A 17,568-nucleotide genomic window follows, 5' to 3' on the forward strand; every position below is an offset into this window, starting at 1 on the left:
GCAGCCGCTACTTCGCGGGGGCCTTGGGGCACTTCTCGTCGTTCTTGACCACGCCGACGCGGACGGTCGAGTCGCCGATCTCCTTGCCGACGGCCGGGGACTGGGTGCACACCTTCCAGCTCAGCGGCCACAGGACGTGCCGGTGGGTGCCGCTGACGTCGCTCACCTCGACCCGGGTGCGGTAGTCGACCGTGCTGAAGACGTGCATCAGGCCGCGGCCGCGGAAGTCGGGCATCTTCGGTCCGTCGGCGGCCACCGCGGCGCCCACCGGGACCGTGAGCGCCAGCAGGGCCCCGGCGGTGATGGTCGCCACTCGTCTCACGTGCGTCACTTGCGTCTCCTCGCCATGAAGTAGCCCCCGCAGATCCCGCCGATGACGAAGACGAGACCGAGCACCAGGTACAGCGGCATGGAGACTTCCGGGATCAGCAGCCGGATCTTCACCTGTCGGGTGTTCTCGAAGATGAAGATCACGGCGAGGACGAACAGGACCAGGACCCCGATCCTGGCCGGCGTGAACGCGCTGGAGCCGCCGCTCTTCGAGGAGCTCGCGGTGTCCTTGGGGCTCATCGGTGGACCCTTCCGTCGTTCCCCCGGAGGTCGTCGCCGCCTCCCCGCCCAGCATGGGCGGGCAGACGGCGATCGCGCATCGGCCGGAGGCCCGTACGGGTGACGGGCGGGTGACGGGCCTACTGGGGCACGACGGGCAGCTCCACGGTTCCGGTGTCCCCGGGGGCGCTGGTGACGGTGACCGGCTTGATCCCCTTGTTGCCGCCGTACGCGTCGTCGCTCGCGGCGATCACGAACTGGATCCGGTGCCCCTTCTCGTAGCGGTGGACGATGCCGGGCAGGGTCACGGTGAAGGGCCGGGTGACGTCCGGGACGCGGACCGGGGAGACCAGCCGGTGCACCAGCGTCTTCGTGCCGTCCGGCGCGATGTCGTACAGCTTGGCGAAGAGGACGAGCTTGTCGGCGGCGTCCGCGGAGTTCTGCACGCGCTCGGTCCTCGGCGAGATCACCTTGAGGGTGGCCTTGGGCGCTCCGACCACGTCGGTCGCGGCGGCCAGGGGTTCGGTGGTCCAGCCGAGGTAGGTGCCGGGGGTGTCGTGCGGGGCGGGGTCGGGCAGGCCGATCATCCCGGCCAGGGACGACTCGGAGTGGCTGGTCGGGATGAGCCAGTTGCGGTACTCGCGGGCGCCGCGGGCGACCTTCTTGCGGTTGTCGACCAGCTTGCCGTCGCCGGACAGGTACAGCTTCCGCGTCAGGGCGGGCACGGCGGAGGCGGTGCCGTACGTCTGGTTCGGGTCGCCGATCCAGTCCCGGTAGTAGGCGAAGGAGGGTCCGGTATCGACGCCCTTCTTGTGCTGCAGGTACCGGTCGAACCAGGCGAGGACCCGCTTGCCGACGTACGAGGTCTCCAAGTTGCCCGCGGACAGGTTGAGTTCACCGCTCGCGGGGTCGGTTACTCCGCCGCTGTGCCCCCACGACTGCCAGATCATCTTGGCCGTGGTGCCCTGCTTGCGGAGGGTGTCGTACGTCGCCCGGGCCTCGTTCAGATTGAACAGGCTGTCCGTCTGCCCCTGCACGAGCAGCGTCGGCGCCTGCACGTCCTTCAGGTACGAGACCGGGGACACGCTGCGTGCGTAGTCGAGCAGCGCCTTGGTCTTGTCCGCCGGGTACCGGCCCGAGTTGAGGGTGCGGATGGTGTCGCAGGCGTCGTCGACGAAGTGCAGGCAGGTCAGGTTGTTGAAGCGGGAGGGGTCGAGGGAGGGTTCGAGCAGCGGCTGGCCCTCGCCGATCAGGTAGAACCCGTTGGTCCACTGCCACTTGAAGACGCCGGGGACGTTCCGGTCGGCGGCGTTCTGCGGGTCGAGGGAGTACGCCAGGTCGTTCCAGGTGATCAGCGGGACGAGGGCGTCCACCCGGTGGTCGACGGCGGCCGTGGCCATCTGGATGGCCCCGCCGTACGACCCGCCGATCATGCCGACGCGCGGGTCGCCCTTCTTGTCGGTGGTCACGTAGTCCACCTTGGTGCCGTCGTCGGCGGCGCGGGTCCCGGCGAGGAAGTCGACGAGGGCGGAGGCCGCCCTGCCGTCGATGCGCGGGTCGTCGAGCGAGATCAGACACCCGGACTTGCCGAAGCCGAGCCCCGAGTAGACGAGCCCGACGTACCCGCGCTGCGCGAACGCCTTGCCGGTGCCGGCCGTGCTGCCGTCCGACTTGTTGCCGCCGAAGCCGTTCGTGGCGAGTACGGCGGGGGCGGGGTGCGCCGCGTCGACCCCGGCGGGCCGGTAGAGATCGGCGTCGACGACGCAACTGCGCCCACCGGCCTCGACGGTGAACTTCAGGGCGGTGACGGTGTACTCACCGGTGGCGGGAGTGGCGGCACCTGCCGGTACGGCGAGCGCGAGAGGCGCGGCGAGCGCTGCTGCCGCGGTGCCGATGGCTGCGGCGAGCAAGGGACGGGATCTGGGCACGACTGACCTCCACGCATGGTTTTACCGACCAGTAAGTTTGCGCGCGAAGTCATGGTGTGACGCGTGTCAGTTGGGGGTCAATGGTCGTGCGGGTTCTTTCTTGCGCGGCTCAACTGCCGTGGGAGATACAGGGCTTTGACCGGGGGCCCCGGGCGGCCCCCGATCGCCGGGCCTTCGGCCTCAGATCGCCGAGATGCCGCCGTCCACCGACACGTGGCCCCCGGTCGCGAAGGAGGACCGGTCGCTGAGCAGCCACAGCGCCGCCTGGGCGATCTCCTCGGAGGAGGCGATCCGCTGCTGGATCTGACGGGCGACGAAGTCCTCCTTCAACTCCGGGTTCAGCCGGATCGCCTGCTCGATCATCTCGGTCATCGTGGTGCCCACCACCAGCGAGTTGACCCGGATGCCGTGGGCTCCGTACTCGGCCGCCGCAGCCTTGGTCAGTCCCATCACGGCGTGCTTGGACGCCACGTAGGGAGCCGGGGCCCCCGTGGCGATCAGGCCCGCGGAGCTCGCGGTGTTGACGATCGACCCGTGCCCGGCCTCGAGCATCACGGAGATCTGACGGCGCAGACAGTTCCAGGTACCGCGGACGTTCACGTCCATCACGCGGTCGAAGTCCTCTTCGGGCAGCTCGTGCGTCCGGCCCAGGGTGGAGCCCCCGTACCCGGCGTTGTTGAACGCCCCGTCGAGCGAGCCGAACCGCTCCACGGTGGTGTCGACCGCGCGCGCGACGTCCCCGGCGTCGGTGACGTCCCCCGCACGGAAGGCCGCTCGGCCGCCCGCGGCCTCGATCTCGGCGACCACCTGCGCCAGGCGGTCCTCGCGTCGCGCCATCACCAGCACCGCCGCGCCCTCGGCGGCGAACAGCCGGGCGGCGGCCGCACCGATCCCGCTCGACGCTCCAGTGATCATCACTGCCTTGCCGGCAAGGAGCCCGGAACCGCCGGAAAGCGGGGCGCGGCGGGAATTCTGATCCGTCATGATCGCAAGTTAGCCGGACTGCGCCCGTGCGGCCAACATCAATGGGTCATGCACGCGAGGTCACCTCAGGGCGGGCTCGTCGAGCGTCAACGTCCCGGCCTCCGCGTCCAGTTCACCCGGCACTCCCAGCGGCAGCGTCAGCGCCCCGTCGCAGTGCCCGAAGCCGAACTCCTCGACCATGGGCACCCCGAGTCCGCCCAGCCGGTCGATCAGGAGGGTGCGGACCGGTTCGCACTCCGCCCAGGAGCCGAGCAGCACCCCGGACGCGCCGTCGAACCAGCCTGCGCGCAGCAGCTGCGTCAGATACCGGTCGATGCGGTACGCCTCCTCGCCGACGTCCTCCAGGCACACGAGACCGCCCCGGGCCGAGTCGCGCGCGCCCTGCGCGCCGAGGTCCGCGGCGAGCAGGCACAGGCACCCGCCCAGGGTGACGCCGCGCGCGGTGCCGGGCACGAGCGTGGCCCAGCCGGGCGCCCCGGTGACGACGCGCACCGTCTCCGGCGCGAACAGCGTGGCCCTCAAGTGGTCCTGCGCGCGGGGGTTCTTGAGGAAGTCCGCCGCGGCGACCATCGGCCCGTGCAGCGTGCTCACTCCGAGGCGGAGCGCGAACGCCTCGTGCAGCGTGGTGATGTCGCTGTACCCGACGAACGGCTTGGGCCGGGCCGCCCGCATCGCCTCCCAGTCGAGGAGGTCGACCATGCGCGGTGCACCGTAACCGCCCCGCGCGCACAGCACGGCGTCGATCTGCGGGTCGCACCAGGCGCTCTGGAGGTCGGCCGCGCGGCCGGCGTCGGAGCCCGCGAGGTAGTCGAACTCCCCGTGCACGTCCAGGACATGAGCAGCGACGACCGGGTCCAGGTCCCAGCCGCGCAGGATGTCGAGGCCCGCCTGCAGCCGGTCCTCGGGGACGGGCCCGCTCGGCGCGACGACGGCGACGCGGGCACCGGGCGCGAGCCGCTGCGCGCGGATCAGTGACGTCACTTGGTGAGCTCCAGGGTGGGGATGCCGCGCGGGTTCAGGCCGAACACCTGGGCGTACAGGGAGAGTTCGGCCTCGAGGGCCCGGATCATGGTGTCCGCCCTGCGGAAGCCGTGGCCCTCGCCCTCGAAGGCGATGTACGCGTGCGGCACGCGCCGCCCCTCGCTCTCGACCCGCGCGAGGAACCGCTCGCACTGGACCGGCGGGCAGATCACGTCGTCGAGGCCCTGCAGGAGCAGGAAGGGGACGGTGAGCCGGTCGGCGTGCTCGGCGGGCGAGCGCTCCGCGTACCGTGCGGGCACCTCGGCGAGCGGGCCCACCAGGCTCTCCAGGTACTGCGATTCGAAGTCGTGGGTCTCGCCCTCGGCCCAGCCGGCGAGGTCCAGGATCGGATAGATGACGGTGCCGCAGGCGTAGACGTCCGTGCTGGTCAGGGAGGCCGCACTGGTCCAGCCGCCGGCGCTGCCGCCGCGGATGGCGAGCCGGTCGCCGTCGGCGGTGCCCTCGGCGGCGAGCGCGAGGGCGACGGCCGCGCAGTCCTCGACGTCCACCACGCCCCACTGCTCGCGCAGCCGGCCCCGGTACTCCCGCCCGTACCCCGTCGAGCCGCCGTAGTTGACCTCGGCGACGCCGATGCCGCGGGAGGTGAAGTAGGCGATCTCCAGGTCGAGGACGAGCGGCGCGTGCCCGGTGGGGCCGCCGTGCGCCCACACGACGTAGGGCGGGAGCTCGTCGTCGGGGGCCACGTGGGTGGGGCTGTGCGGCGGGTAGATGTGGGCGTGGATGTCACGGCCCTCGGGTCCGGCGAAGGTGCGGATCTGCGGCTCGGGGTAGTACGCCGGGTCGACGGGGTCGCTGTGCGCGGCGCCGATCACGCGGGTCCGTCCGGTGCAGGTGTCGAGCTCGACGACCTCGGGCGCGGTGCGCGGGCTGGCGGCGACGCCGATGACGCGGGTGCCGTGCACGGCGAGCGTGGACCCCCAGTCCGTCCAGGGGCCCGCGGTGTCGACGACCTCGCCGGTCTCCGGGTCGAGTATGCCGAGCGCGGTGGCGCCGACGCCGTGCACGACGGCGACGAGCCCGGCCTCCAGCGGCTTGAACCAGCTCAGGCCGATCTTCCACAGCGGCCCGCCGAACTCCTCGTCGCGGGCGCACAGCGGGCGGGCCGCGGCGAGCGTGGGCCGGGCGAGGGCGCCCTGGGGCGTGGTGGGCACCGACAGCGCGGGCGCCGGGCGGACATCGGCGCCGTGCCCCGGCCCGCCCTGCGCGGGCGGCACTTCCCAGCCGCCGCGCACGTCGAGCCGGTACAGGTTCCACCAGCCGCTGCGGTCGCTGGAGTACAGCAGTGCCCCGGCTGTGCCGGCTCCCGCCTCGGGGGCCCATTCGACCTGGCAGACGGATTCCTCGGGTCCGCCCGCCACCACCTGCGCCGGGCCGAACACGCCGTCGTCGCCGACCTCGGCGAGCAGCAGCTCGGTGCCGTCCCAGGGCATGCGCGGGTGGTCCCAGGCGATCCAGGCGGCGCGCCTGCCGTCCGGCGAGAGGCGGGCGCTGGTGACGAACCGGTGGGCGTCGTCGGTGAGTTCGCGCACGGCGGCCCGGTCGTCGGCCGCCGAGCCGTCGAGCGGAACGGCGGCGACCACGCGCCGCACGTCGCTGGGTCCGTCGCCGGTGAACTCCTCGAGGACGCACCAGACTTCGCCGCGCTCGAGGTGGAGCTGCGGGTCGACCCAGCGCAGGCCGCCGCCGACCGCGGACTCGGGGGTGAGCGGGCGCGGCACCGCTCCGGGGGCCTCGAGCTCGTACGCGTACAGGCGCTGGTCGGCGAAGTTCACGAACACGAGCAGCGGACCCTCGGGGCGGTCCGCTCCGGCCCAGGGGCGGCCGCCGTACTCGATGACGCGGCTGCGCACGTTCCACGGCGCGGGCAGCACGGACTGCTCCGTGCCGTCGGGCCTGCGCCGCACCAGGGCGCGGCGGCCTCCCTCGGCGGGCCGCGGCTCGGTCCACCAGGCCTCGTCCCCCACGAAGCCGACGTACTCGGGCCGTCCGTCGTGCGCCGCGGCCAGCGCGGCGTCGATCGGCGACGGCCAGGAGCCGTGGCCCTGCGTCTGCACCATGTCGTCCCCGCCCCCCATTGACTCTCCGGCCCCCATGTTCTTCGTGTCCTCCCTGTTTTCCTAGTGCGTAGCGCGTCTACGGGCCGTGCCTATGCCGAGCGCAAGAACCGGTCGAGGACCCGCACCCCGAAGTGCAGTGCCTCCACGGGGACCCGCTCGTCGACACCGTGGAACAGCGCCTGGTAGTCGAAGCCCTCGGGGAGCTTGAGCGGGGCGAAGCCGTATCCGGTGATGCCGAGGCGGGAGAACTGCTTGGCGTCCGTGCCGCCCGACATGCAGTACGGGACGGGATGCCCCTCGGGCGCGAACTCCTGGACCGCGGCCCGCATCTTGGCGAACGTGGGTGAGTCGACGGGCGCCTGGAGCGCGACCTCGCGGTGGTAGTAGTCCCAGTCGACGTCCGGTCCGGTGAGCCGGTCGAGGGTGGCGCGGAACTCGTCCTCGGTGCCCGGCAGATAGCGGCCGTCGACGTGCGCGACGGCCTCGCCGGGAATCACGTTGATCTTGTAGCCGGCGGACAGCATCGTCGGGTTGGTGCTGTTGCGCACGGTCGCCTCGACGAGGGAGGCGGCGGGGCCGAGCCGGGCGATCAGGTCGTCGACGTCGAAGTCCGCGGCGTGCACGTCCGTGTCGATGCCGTACAGGGCCGCGAGTTCGGACAGGGCCGCGCGCACCGTGGGCGTGAGCCGGATCGGCCACTGGTGCTCGCCGATGCGGCTGACGGCGGCGGCGAGCCGGCTCACCGCGTTCGCCGGGTTCACCTTGGAGCCGTGGCCCGCCTTTCCGTGCGCGGTGAGCTGCAGCCAGCCGGTGCCGCGCTCGCCCGCGCCGATCGGGTAGATCTGCCTGCCGCTGCCGTCGTGGAAGGTGAACGCGCCGGACTCGCTGATGCCTTCGGTGCAGCCCTCGAAGAGCTCGGGGTGCTGGTCGGCGAGGAAGCCCGAGCCGTCCTCGGCGCTGGCCTCCTCGTCGGCGGTGAAGGCGATCACGATGTCGCGCCGGGGCCGGAATCCGGCCCGTGCCCACTGCCGTACGGTCGCGAGGATCATCGCGTCCATGTTCTTCATGTCGACGGCGCCGCGGCCCCACACGACGCCGTCGCGGATCTCGCCTGAGAACGGGTGCACGCTCCAGTCGGCGGCCTCGGCCGGTACGACGTCCAAGTGGCCGTGGACCAGGAGGGCTTCGGCGGTCGGGTCGGTGCCCTCGATGCGGGCCACCACGTTGCCCCGGCCCGGGGTGCGCTCCAGGATCGTGGGTTCGAGCCCGGCCTCGGCGAGTTTCGCCGCCGCGTACTCGGCGGCCGGGCGCTCCTTGCAGTCGCCGCCGCCCCGGTTCGTGGTGTCGATCCGGATCAGCTCGGAGGTGAAGGTCACGACTTCGTCGAGGGCCTGTCCGTCAACGCCGGAGCCGGTGGAAACGAGCTGCTCAGCCATACTGTTCCTCCACCGCGGCCGAGGCGATCGTGGTGACCGCCTTGAAGGTGCGGATGCCTTCGTACATGGTCTCGTGCGTGTACGCGATCCTACGCTCGGCGATCCTCTCGACCCCGGGCACGACGGTCGCCGCCATGGCGAGGTGCTCGGCGTCGAACTCGACCTCGACCGTGAACGGGCCCGCCTGGACGGGCGCGTGGCGCACGGCGATCGACGCGGCGTCCTTCGCGGCGGCCCGGATGTCGGCGGCGGTGCGGGCGGGGGTGCGGCACACCGCCGCGTACCGGGACACGTGGTCCTTCACCGCCACCTTGCGGGCCTCCGGCGCATAGCCGAGGGCGTCGTCGCAGGCGTGGTCGTCCCCGGTGACGAGGACGACGGGAACGCCGAACTCGGCCACCACGTGCGCGTTCAGCAGGCCTTCGCTCGCCCGTACGTCGTTGACCCACACGCCCGTGATCTGGTTCGCCAGGTACGTGTGCGCGAGGACGCCCTCCATGCCCGCACCCGCGTGGTAGCCGACGAACGCGATGCCGTCGACGTCGCCGTGCTGCACGCCCTCCACCATGGACAGCGACTTGTGGCGCCCGGTGAGCATCTCCACGCGCTCGTCGAGCCGCTCCAGGAGCAGGTTGCGCATGGTCCAGTGCGCCTCGTTCACGAGCACCTCGTCGGCGCCGCCGTCGAAGAAGCCGAGCACCGCCGCGTTCACGTCCGAGGTGAACATCGCGCGGCAGCGCTCCCATTGCGGCGTGCCCGGCAGGACGTCGGCGGGCCAGGTGACACCCGTGGCGCCCTCCATGTCCGCGCTGATGAGGATCTTCATGGCGAGCACCGTACGCGGATCCGGGCACACGCCACCAGGCCTGTGGATAACTCTCAGGGGTCTAGACCAATCTCGCACCCGTTCGCCACGACTCCCGCTCCCGCGAGGGCAATTACGTGGCACGAAAGGCCGATCACATGGCTTCCCAAGGCGTCACGTGACACGCACCTTCCACTGCCATGTGAGGTGTGCAATGGTACATGTCACACACTTCCGGTGTGCATGACAGCCACGGGAGCCGACACGCCCAACTCCCGTTGCCAGCACGGTCCGCAATCCCCCATCGCCGTGCCCCGCGCACGGCGGCGACCGGCCTGGAGGCCATCTTGCGATCCAGATCGACCACATCGCCCGCATCACCCAAGCTGAGACGCACCGCCCAGCTCCTGATATCCGGGCTGACCCTCTGCCTCGGCCTGAGCACGCTCACCCCCGCCGCACAGGCGGCGCCCACCCCGGCCGGGGTGTCCCGGTCGCACCCGGGCCCGGCCCCGCAGGCCGCCACGCCCACCTCGGCCGGTGCCGCGCTCCTGCCCGAACAGCCGGGCACGGCCGCGCAGTTGACGGACGCGGCGCAGCCGCTCCCGCTCCGTACGACGAAGCAGGCCCCGGCCCATCGGGCCCGCTCCGCCGCCGCGGCCTGCAACGTCGCCGACTTCACGTCGAAGACCGGCAGCGCCCTGGTCGCGCAGATCAAGGCCTCGGACACCCCTTGCGTCAACACGCTCTTCGGCGTGAGCGGCACGAACGCCGCCGCGCTGTTCCGCGAGGCGCAGATGGTCACGGTCGCCGACGCGGTGCGCGCCACGGCCGCCAACTACCCCGGGAACAACAGCGGTTCCCTCACCCAGCTGGTGCTCTACCTGCGGGCCGGCTACTACGTCCAGTACGGGCAGCCCGACACCGTCGGCTCGTACGGGCCGGCCCTCAAGAGTGCCGTCCAGGGCGGCCTCGACACCTTCTTCGGCTCCGCGCACGCCTTCGACGTCAGCGAGGCCAACGGCGAGACGCTCGCCGAGTCGGTCACCCTCATCGACAGCGCCGGCGAGAACGCCCGCTACCTGTCGTCCGTGGTGAGCCGCCTGCTCAAGGGGTACGACGCCTCGTACGACCCCTACTGGTGGATGGTCGCGGCGGTCAACAACACGTACACGGTGCTGTTCCGTGGCCACTACCTGCCGGAGTTCGTCTCCGCCGTGCAGTCCGACCAGAGCGTCCTCGCGACGCTGCGCGACTTCGCCGTCGCCCACGACAATCTGCTCGGCACGGACAAGGCGTACCTGACCGCGAATGCCGGTCTCGAACTCGGCCGGTTCCTACAGCACTCGGCGCTCCAGACGCCGGTCCGCCCGCTGGCCAAACAGCTCATCGACCGCAGCACCATCCCGGGCCGCACCGCCGCCCTGTGGGTCGGTGTGGCCAGGATGACCGACGCGTACGACCAGGCGAACTGCGCGTACTACGGCACCTGCGACCTGCGGACCCGGGTCCGCGACGCCGTCCTGACCGTGAAGCACACCTGCGCGCCGACGCTGCGGATCGTCGCCCAGGACATGACGACGGCCCAGCTCGACGCCACCTGCACGAGCCTGCTCAGCCAGGACGCCTACTTCCACGGCGTGGTCAAGGACAACGGGCCGGTGGCGGACGACAACAACACCACCCTCGAAGTCGTCGCCTTCGACTCCAGCACCGACTACCAGACGTACGCGGGCATCGTCTTCGGCATCGACACCGACAACGGCGGCATGTACCTGGAGGGCGACCCGGCGGCGGCCGGGAACCAGCCGAGGTTCATCGCCTACGAGGCGGAGTGGCTGCGCCCCGACTTCCAGATCTGGAACCTCAACCACGAGTACACGCACTACCTCGACGGCCGGTTCGACATGTACGGCGACTTCGCGGCCGGGCAGTCCACCCCGACCGTGATGTGGGTGGAGGGCTTCGCCGAGTACATCAACTACAGCTACCGCGGCGCCACTTACGACAAGGCGATCACCGAGGCCGGCAAGAACACGTACCGGCTCAGCACGCTCTTCGACACCACCTACGAGAACACCGACACCGTCCGCACCTACCAGTGGGGCTATCTCGCGGTCCGCTATCTGATCCAGTCGCACCCGCAGGACGTGGCCGCGCTCCTCGGCCACTACCGCGCAGGCGACTGGAACGCCGCCCGCACCCTGCTCACCTCCACCATCGGCACCCGCTACGACGCCGACTTCGCCGGCTGGCTCACCAGGTGCGCCGCCGGTGACTGCGGCGGCTCCGGCAGCGGCGGGGCGCCCGAGTGCACGGCGTCCGACACCCGTGAGCTCGGGCAGGACTGCGCCCGCACGGGCCTTGCGGCGACCAACGGGAACTACAAGTACTTCTACGTGAAGGTCCCGGCCGGCACCGCCTCCCTCACGGTCACGTCCGGGGGCGGCACCGGTGACGGCGACCTCTACTACAACCCCTCGGCGTGGGCGACCACCAGCGCCTACACCGTAAGTTCCGTGCACAGCGGCAACGCGGAGACCCTGACGGTCCACAACCCGCCGGCCGGCTATGTGTACGTCAGCCTGTACGCGAAGGAGGGCTTCGACCGGGTGTCGGTCACCTCGCGGTACTGAGCGGCGGCCGCGGCCGAGCGTGCCCCGTCCGCCCTCCGGCGGGCGGGGCTCCTTCAGCGCCCCACGACCAGCCACCGCGACGGCAGCTCGATCCGGTTCCCGTCGGCCGCGAACTCCGTGGTGATCAGCGGCAGTTCACCGGACGCGAGCACGCGAAGACCCGCCGCGGCCACGTACTCGGGCACGGCGGCATCCGACACCTCGCCCGGCGCGATGCCATGGGCGAAGACCGGGGCGAGCTTGGGCGGCGGCCCTGCCGGGTGCTGCGCGAGCCCGAGCAGGACCGGCCGCGCCCGCTCCGACAGCTCGACGACGAAGGCGCGCCCCCGCTCACCGATCAGCGCGGCCACGGCGTCGACCAACGGCTGCCGGTCGACGGTCTCGCTCTGGTGCAGCACGCCCCGCACGTAGACGTTCGCATCACCCAACTCCCCGTGCAACGCGGCCACTTGCCCCTTGTCGGTGGCGTCGAGCTGCCGGTAGTCGCTCCGTTCGGCGCCCTCCGCGCGGCGGGCCCGGTCCAGGGCGGCGGCCGACAGATCGGCGCCGACCACCTTCGGGTAGCGGTCGGCGAGGAAGCGGGTCTGCGTGCCGTTGCCGCACCCGAGGTCCACGAAGGGCAGCCCGACGTCGGTCAACCTCGGTTCCAGCAGGGCGAGATGGAGCCCCACGGTCAGGGCGGGTTCCGCATCCCAGAACACACTCCCCGGCTCGTCGGGGGCGTCCTCCCAGAAGCTCTCCCACGCCTCTTTGTAGCGCTCGGTCACGCTCATGGGCCCTCCCGGGGTGCGGCGGCGAACCGGCCGGCGTGCCCCTCGGTCTACCGCTGCGGGGTGTGCGCGACAAGCGGCGTGACCGACGTTCGCGCGAGCCGCTCAGATCCGTGCGCGCCCGGTCGTCAGCTCGAACCACACGGTCTTGCCCGTCGCGGTACGGCTCGTGCCCCACTCCCGCGCGAGATGCGCGACGACGCGCAGGCCGCGCCCGAACTCGTCGTCGGCCCCCGCGCCCCGCAGCGCGGGCAGCGCGTGCTCGGCGTCCTCCACCTCGCACAGCAGCGTCCCCGAGCGCACCAGACGCAGCCGCACCCGGTCGCCACCCGCGTGCCGCACGGCGTTCGTGACGAGCTCACTGACCATGACCTCGGCCGCGTACGCGACCGCCAACAGCCCCCACTGCTCCAGCTGCTGGCGTACGAGAGCACGGGCGTGCGGCACCTGTGACGGTTCGGGCGTCAGCTCCCACTGGGCGACGTCGCCGCTCTCGATGCCGCTCATGCGGACCATGAGGAGAGCCACGTCGTCCTTGCGGCCGCCGCGTCCCGCGAGCGAGCGGATGATGGTGTCGCAGGCATCGTCCATGGAGGCCGCCGGGTGGGCGGCGGACTCGCAGAGCGTGGCGAGTCCGACCCCGATGTCCTCGCCGCGCACCTCGACCAGGCCGTCGGTGCACATCACGAGGCGGTCGCCCGGTTCGACGCGGATCGTCAGGGACTCGAAGGGCACGCCGCCGACGCCGATCGGTGCGCCCGTGGGCAGGTCGAGGAGTTCGCTGCGGCCGTCGGCGGCGCGCACGATCACCGGCGGGATGTGCCCGGCGTTGGCGAGGTGCAGCTCACCGGCGATGGGGTCGTACACCGCGTACAGACACGTGGCGAGGTAGTGCTCGCCCAGGCGCTGCGCCAAGTCGTCGAGGCCGCGCAGGAGTTGCACCGGCGGCAGGTCGAGGGCGGCCATGGTCTGCACGGCGGTCCTCAACTGGCCCATCATCGCGGCCGAGTTGAGCCCGTGCCCCATCACGTCACCCACCACGAAGGCCGTCCTGGCACCCGGCAGCTTCACGGAGTCGAACCAGTCGCCGCCGACCCGGCCGAGCAGCGTGCCCGGCAGATAGCGGGTGGCGACGTCACAGCCAGGCAGGTGCGGCTCGATGTGCGGCAGCATGCTGTCCTGGAGGGTCTCGGCGACCGACTCCTGGTAGGTGTACATGCGCGCGTTGTCGAGCACGAGCCCTGCGCGCGCGGCGAGTTCGGCGCCGGTGACGCGGTCCATGTCGTTGAAGACGGGCCGCTCCTGGTGGCGCAGCAGGATCATGAACCCGAGGACGACGTTCCGTGCCTTCAGCGGGACGACGAGCATGGAGCGGTGGGTGATCAGCGGCCGGATGTCGCGCTTCTCGAACTGCGCGGCGATCGCACCGCCCATCTCCTCGGAGATGTACGGCACCAGGACCGGCTCGCCCGTGGTCATGCACTGAAAGAACGGCGTGTGCACCGGGAACGGCATGGACTCGCCGACCGGCACGACGTCGTCCCAGCGGCCCGGCTCGTCCGTGTGCTCCAGCGCGACGCGGTGCCACATCGTCGTGGCGTCGGGCGGGCCGTCGGGGAAACCCTCGCCCGCGACGACCTGCTCGCGCAGATAGGTGCCCGCGACATCGGTGAAGCGGGGCACCACGGCGCGGCTCACCTCGACGATCGTGCGGGACAGGTCGAGCGACGAACCGATGCGCCCGCTCACCTCGTTGAGGAACTCGAGCCGCTCGCGCACCGCCGCGTACTCAAGGTCATCGCGGTCATCGGCCAGGTCGTCGAGCGGCGCCCGCGGGCCCGGCACCCCGGCCGCGGCCGCCCGCGCCGCCTCGGCCCGTCGCGCCTTGCGCTCCGCACGCCGGGCGACGCCCCAGTCGGCGGTCACCGGGACCCGGTCGTGGTGGCTGAACTCCAGGACGGGATAGCCGAGTTCAAGCACCTGCGCCACTATCCGGGCGCTCTCCCGCACACTCATGCTGGGCAGGATGCCGGGCAGCTCACGGGCCAGTTCGTCGGCGGCGGGGAAGTCCGTGTACAGGGCGAACCCGGGGGCTGTGCGCTCGCCCTCGCCGCTCAACTGCCGTGCGTCGGCGGCCAGTACGAGCAGCCGCTCGGGTCCCGGGCCCACCAGGGGGTACGCCCACCAGAGCACGTCGATGCGGTCGCGCGGCCCCGCGCTGGTGTCGAGCCTCGCCCGGCCCGCGGAGGGGTAGCAGGTGCGCCCGCCGAGCGACTCGACCAGGTCCTGCCCGGTCCCGTCGTACAGCCCGTACGCGCCCTCGTCCTGCGGCAGCGCGCCCGACACCGGCAGCAGGTCCGCGGCGGGCCGCCCCACCGCGTCCTCCCTGGCCGGGCCGAACAGGCGGCGGGCGCCTGTGCTCCAGTGCGAGACGCTGCCCGCCTGGTCGACGACGACCACGGCCAGGGGAACGCGGCCCTGCGGGGCTTGACCCGTCTCATCCATCTCGGCGCACTTCCCTCCGGGCCGCCAGTCGTACGTGCCGCCTGTTTTCACGGTACGGGGCGGTGAGCGCGCCGGGGGCGCCAACGGGTTTATTCCCGGGGCGCTTTCCCGTGCGGCCCGCGCCGGGTGGGGCGCCGCCGTAGCTCCGGTGGTCCCGTTGCCGGGTGCGGCCCGGTGGGGCTTCTCGCGCAGTTCCCCGTGCCCCTGAAGGCATGCGGCTTCGCCGCGCCTTCAGGGGCGTCTCTGGAGATCGCGCACGAAGTGCGCATCTCAGGGGCGCGGGGAACTGCGCGAGCAACCACGACGGCGCCGCCCCGGCGATCAGTCCTCGTGCCCGAGCTGAAGATCCCGCTCCGTGCGGCCGCCCCCGGCAACCTGGAGGACCGTCGCGACCGGAGGGTAACCCGCCGCGATCACCGTGTACTCCCCCGACGAGAGATCGACGAAGCGGAACGTCCCGTCCGGCCCCGTCGTCAGCGTGTCGACGACGTTGCCCGCGGCGTCGAGCAGGGTGACCCGGGCATCCTCGACGGGCCGCCCCCCACTGGCCCGCACCGTCCCGCGCAGCACCGCCCCGCCCGCCAGCTCCACGTCCTGCCGGGTCTCGCGCGAGGCCATCACGGTGACGGGCAGGGCCGCGGGGCGGAACGCGGGGGCGCTCGCCGCCAGGGTGTACTCGCCCGCGACCAGCTCCGTGATGACGTAGCCGCCTTCGCGTCCGCTGCGGGTGGTCGCGACGACCTCCCCGTGCACGTTCGTGAGCGTGACTGTCGCGTCGCGTACGGGAGTTCCGTCCGCGGTGAGGACGGAACCTGCGAGGCGTCCCGCGCCGCCGAGGACCACGTCGAGCTCGACGGGCCGCTCCCCCACGGTGACCGTCACGGCCTGCGGCTGGTGCCCGCCGGCCGCCGCGATCAGGACGTACGAACCCGTGCCGGGCGTCGACAGCGCGTACCGCCCGTCCTCACCGCTCGCGCCGCGGCCGATCTGCGTACCGCCGACGTCGATGAGGGTGAGCGCGGCGCGTGGCACGGCGGTGCCGTCGGAGTGCTGCACCGTGCCGCAGACCGGGACTCCGGCGGCGTACGCGGCACGTTCCTGGGCGGGGACGACGGGGGTGACGGCGTTCTCGGGGGAAGGGGCGGCGCTGGACAAGAGGGGTGTCTCCTTGAGGAAGAAGGCGAGGACCAGGCCCAGGACGAGGACCGGCACCAAGTAGAGGAAGATGCGGGGCATCGCGTCCGCGTACGCCTCGATGTACGGCTCGCGCAGCGCGGCCGGCATCGCGTGCACGAGCTGCGGCGTGATCGACTCCGCGTCGGGCAGCCCGGCCCCGGTCGCCGGGAGCCGGTCGGCGAGCGCGTCGGTGAGGCGGCCCGCGAAGAGCGTGCCGAAGACGGCGGCGCCGACGCTGCCGCCGATCTGCCGGAAGTAGTTGTTGGCGCTGGTGGCGGTGCCGAGGTCGGAGGGGCGCACCGAGTTCTGCACGGCGAGGACGAGGACCGGCATGATCAGACCGATGCCGGCGCCCAACACCGCCATGTAGACGCTGTATTCGAGGCGCGCGGTGTCGGCCTCCATGCGGGACAGCAGATACATGCCGAGCGTGGAGAGCGCGCCGCCGAGGATCGGGTAGAGCTTGTAGCGGCCGGTGTGGCTGATGAGCTGGCCCGAGATGATCGAGGCGCCGACGACGCCGCCCATCATGGGGAGCATCAGCAGGCCCGACTCGGTGGCGGAGGCCCCGTCGACCATCTGCAGGAACGTCGGCAGATAGCTGGCCGCGCCGAACAGGGCGACGCCGACGACCATGCCGACGAGGCCGCTGAGGTTGAAGACGGAGTCGCGGAACAGGCGCAGCGGGATGAGGGGTTCGGCCGCGTACTTCTCGGCGACGACGAACAGGACGCTCGACACGACCGCTCCGGCGCCGAGGCCGACGATGACCCGGTCGCCCCACGCGTACTCCGTGCCACCCCAACTGGTCAGCAGCACCAGGCAGGTTGACGCCGCCGCGAGCAACAGGCAGCCCAGGACGTCGAGTCGGGCCCTGGCCGTCGGCTTCGGCAGTTTGAGGACCACGGCCGTCACGGCGAACGTGACGAGGCCGAAGGGCACGTTGATGTAGAAGCACCAACGCCACGAGAGGTGGTCGGTGAAGTAGCCGCCGAGCAGCGGGCCCGCGACCGAGGCGAGGCCGAACGCGGCGCCGATCAGGCCCATGTAGCGGCCGCGTTCGCGCGGCGGCACGATGTCGCCCATGATCGCCTGGACGCCGATCATCAGGCCGCCCGCGCCGACGCCCTGGATCGCGCGGAAGGCGATGAGCTGGTCCATGTTCTGCGCCCGGCCCGCGAGCGCGGAGCCGATCACGAAGACGGCGATGGCGAACTGGAAGACGCCCTTGCGGCCGAAGAGGTCGCCGAGCTTGCCGTAGACCGGCAGGCCGATGGTGGAGGTGAGGAGGTACGCGGTGATCGCCCAGGACATCTTGTCCAGGCCGTGCAGCTCACCGACGATCTTCGGCAGCGCGGTGGCCACGATCATCTGGTCGAGCGCGGCGAGCAGCAGCGCCAGCATCAGCCCGACGAAGACCATCCGCACGCGGCTCGGGCTGAGCCCGTGTGCGGGCAACCGCGAAGGTTCCGGGGCGGGTTGGGCCGGGGTGGGCCGCGGAGGGGTGCTGACCGGATCCCCGACCCTGGCCGGATCCCCGACCGCCTCGGTCACCAGAGTCGTCGTGCCCACCTGCTGCTCCCCTCGTCACACTTGCGCCGCCCATTTCTCGCATTACGCGACAACGGGGGGCAAGCGCGACGAGGCGCAGTTCAGCGGGGTCTGATCAACGTATGCGCCG

12 protein-coding genes are annotated in these 17,568 nt (G+C 71.9%); 1 reads left to right on the forward strand and 11 read right to left on the reverse strand.

Going from position 1 to position 17,568, the window contains the following annotated elements; translation table 11 throughout:
* Positions 1-7: 7 nt before the first annotated feature.
* The 8 genes from ACIBUY_RS02505 to ACIBUY_RS02540 form a co-directional block, all read right to left on the reverse strand.
* A complete protein-coding gene (locus ACIBUY_RS02505; protein WP_365568202.1) occupies positions 8-331 on the reverse strand; it encodes a hypothetical protein in 324 nt (107 codons plus the stop codon).
* On the reverse strand, positions 328-570 hold the full coding sequence (locus ACIBUY_RS02510) for a LapA family protein (RefSeq protein WP_365568205.1): 243 nt from the start codon (positions 568-570) through the stop codon (positions 328-330). The genes ACIBUY_RS02505 and ACIBUY_RS02510 overlap by 4 nt, the downstream gene beginning before the upstream one ends.
* Positions 571-689: 119 nt before the next feature.
* Positions 690-2,477 (reverse strand): CocE/NonD family hydrolase, encoded by a 1,788-nt coding sequence (locus tag ACIBUY_RS02515; RefSeq protein WP_365568208.1) that lies wholly within the window; start codon positions 2,475-2,477, stop codon positions 690-692.
* A gap of 180 nt (positions 2,478-2,657) precedes the next feature.
* Complete coding sequence (locus ACIBUY_RS02520) at positions 2,658-3,392, reverse strand: SDR family oxidoreductase (protein WP_365568420.1); 735 nt, start codon at positions 3,390-3,392, stop codon at positions 2,658-2,660.
* A gap of 129 nt (positions 3,393-3,521) precedes the next feature.
* Positions 3,522-4,442, reverse strand: a complete 921-nt coding sequence (locus ACIBUY_RS02525) for an LD-carboxypeptidase (protein WP_399151477.1) — start codon at positions 4,440-4,442, stop codon at positions 3,522-3,524.
* On the reverse strand, positions 4,439-6,559 hold the full coding sequence (locus tag ACIBUY_RS02530) for a prolyl oligopeptidase family serine peptidase (protein ID WP_399151478.1): 2,121 nt from the start codon (positions 6,557-6,559) through the stop codon (positions 4,439-4,441). Before ACIBUY_RS02530 ends, ACIBUY_RS02525 begins: the two co-directional genes overlap by 4 nt.
* Positions 6,560-6,648: 89 nt before the next feature.
* Positions 6,649-7,995 (reverse strand): M20/M25/M40 family metallo-hydrolase, encoded by a 1,347-nt coding sequence (locus ACIBUY_RS02535; protein ID WP_365568217.1) that lies wholly within the window; start codon positions 7,993-7,995, stop codon positions 6,649-6,651.
* Positions 7,988-8,821: a M55 family metallopeptidase gene (locus tag ACIBUY_RS02540; RefSeq protein WP_365568220.1), complete on the reverse strand. Its 834-nt coding sequence runs from the start codon at positions 8,819-8,821 to the stop codon at positions 7,988-7,990. Before ACIBUY_RS02540 ends, ACIBUY_RS02535 begins: the two co-directional genes overlap by 8 nt.
* A gap of 326 nt (positions 8,822-9,147) precedes the next feature.
* Here ACIBUY_RS02540 and ACIBUY_RS02545 point away from each other — a divergent pair, with 326 nt between their 5' ends.
* Positions 9,148-11,436 carry a M9 family metallopeptidase gene (locus ACIBUY_RS02545; protein WP_399151479.1) on the forward strand — a complete coding sequence of 763 codons (2,289 nt, stop codon included), beginning with the start codon at positions 9,148-9,150 and terminating at the stop codon, positions 11,434-11,436.
* A 53-nt stretch (positions 11,437-11,489) separates the two neighbouring features.
* Here ACIBUY_RS02545 and ACIBUY_RS02550 read toward each other — a convergent pair whose 3' ends face one another.
* The 3 genes from ACIBUY_RS02550 to ACIBUY_RS02560 form a co-directional block, all read right to left on the reverse strand.
* Positions 11,490-12,209, reverse strand: a complete 720-nt coding sequence (locus tag ACIBUY_RS02550) for a methyltransferase domain-containing protein (RefSeq protein ID WP_365568226.1) — start codon at positions 12,207-12,209, stop codon at positions 11,490-11,492.
* A 102-nt stretch (positions 12,210-12,311) separates the two neighbouring features.
* A complete protein-coding gene (locus tag ACIBUY_RS02555; RefSeq protein WP_399151480.1) occupies positions 12,312-14,711 on the reverse strand; it encodes a SpoIIE family protein phosphatase in 2,400 nt (799 codons plus the stop codon).
* 321 nt (positions 14,712-15,032) lie between these two features.
* A complete protein-coding gene (locus tag ACIBUY_RS02560; RefSeq protein WP_365568232.1) occupies positions 15,033-17,459 on the reverse strand; it encodes an MFS transporter in 2,427 nt (808 codons plus the stop codon).
* Between the last annotated feature and the right edge of the window lie 109 nt (positions 17,460-17,568).

This window comes from Streptomyces sp. NPDC050085, assembly GCF_044460595.1.
In the GTDB taxonomy this organism is placed as follows: Bacteria; Actinomycetota; Actinomycetes; order Streptomycetales; family Streptomycetaceae; genus Streptomyces.

What these genes read in the sequence shown, in the direction of transcription:
- ACIBUY_RS02510 (WP_365568205.1), bottom strand. Translation starts at nt 570, where the DNA reads ATGAGCCCCAAGGACACCGCGAGCTCCTCGAAGAGCGGCGGCTCCAGC.
- ACIBUY_RS02520 (WP_365568420.1), bottom strand. Translation starts at nt 3,392, where the DNA reads ATGATCACTGGAGCGTCGAGCGGGATCGGTGCGGCCGCCGCCCGGCTG.
- ACIBUY_RS02530 (WP_399151478.1), bottom strand. Translation starts at nt 6,559, where the DNA reads ATGGTGCAGACGCAGGGCCACGGCTCCTGGCCGTCGCCGATCGACGCC.
- ACIBUY_RS02535 (WP_365568217.1), bottom strand. Translation starts at nt 7,995, where the DNA reads ATGGCTGAGCAGCTCGTTTCCACCGGCTCCGGCGTTGACGGACAGGCC.
- ACIBUY_RS02540 (WP_365568220.1), bottom strand. Translation starts at nt 8,821, where the DNA reads ATGAAGATCCTCATCAGCGCGGACATGGAGGGCGCCACGGGTGTCACC.
- ACIBUY_RS02550 (WP_365568226.1), bottom strand. Translation starts at nt 12,209, where the DNA reads ATGAGCGTGACCGAGCGCTACAAAGAGGCGTGGGAGAGCTTCTGGGAG.
- ACIBUY_RS02555 (WP_399151480.1), bottom strand. Translation starts at nt 14,711, where the DNA reads ATGGATGAGACGGGTCAAGCCCCGCAGGGCCGCGTTCCCCTGGCCGTG.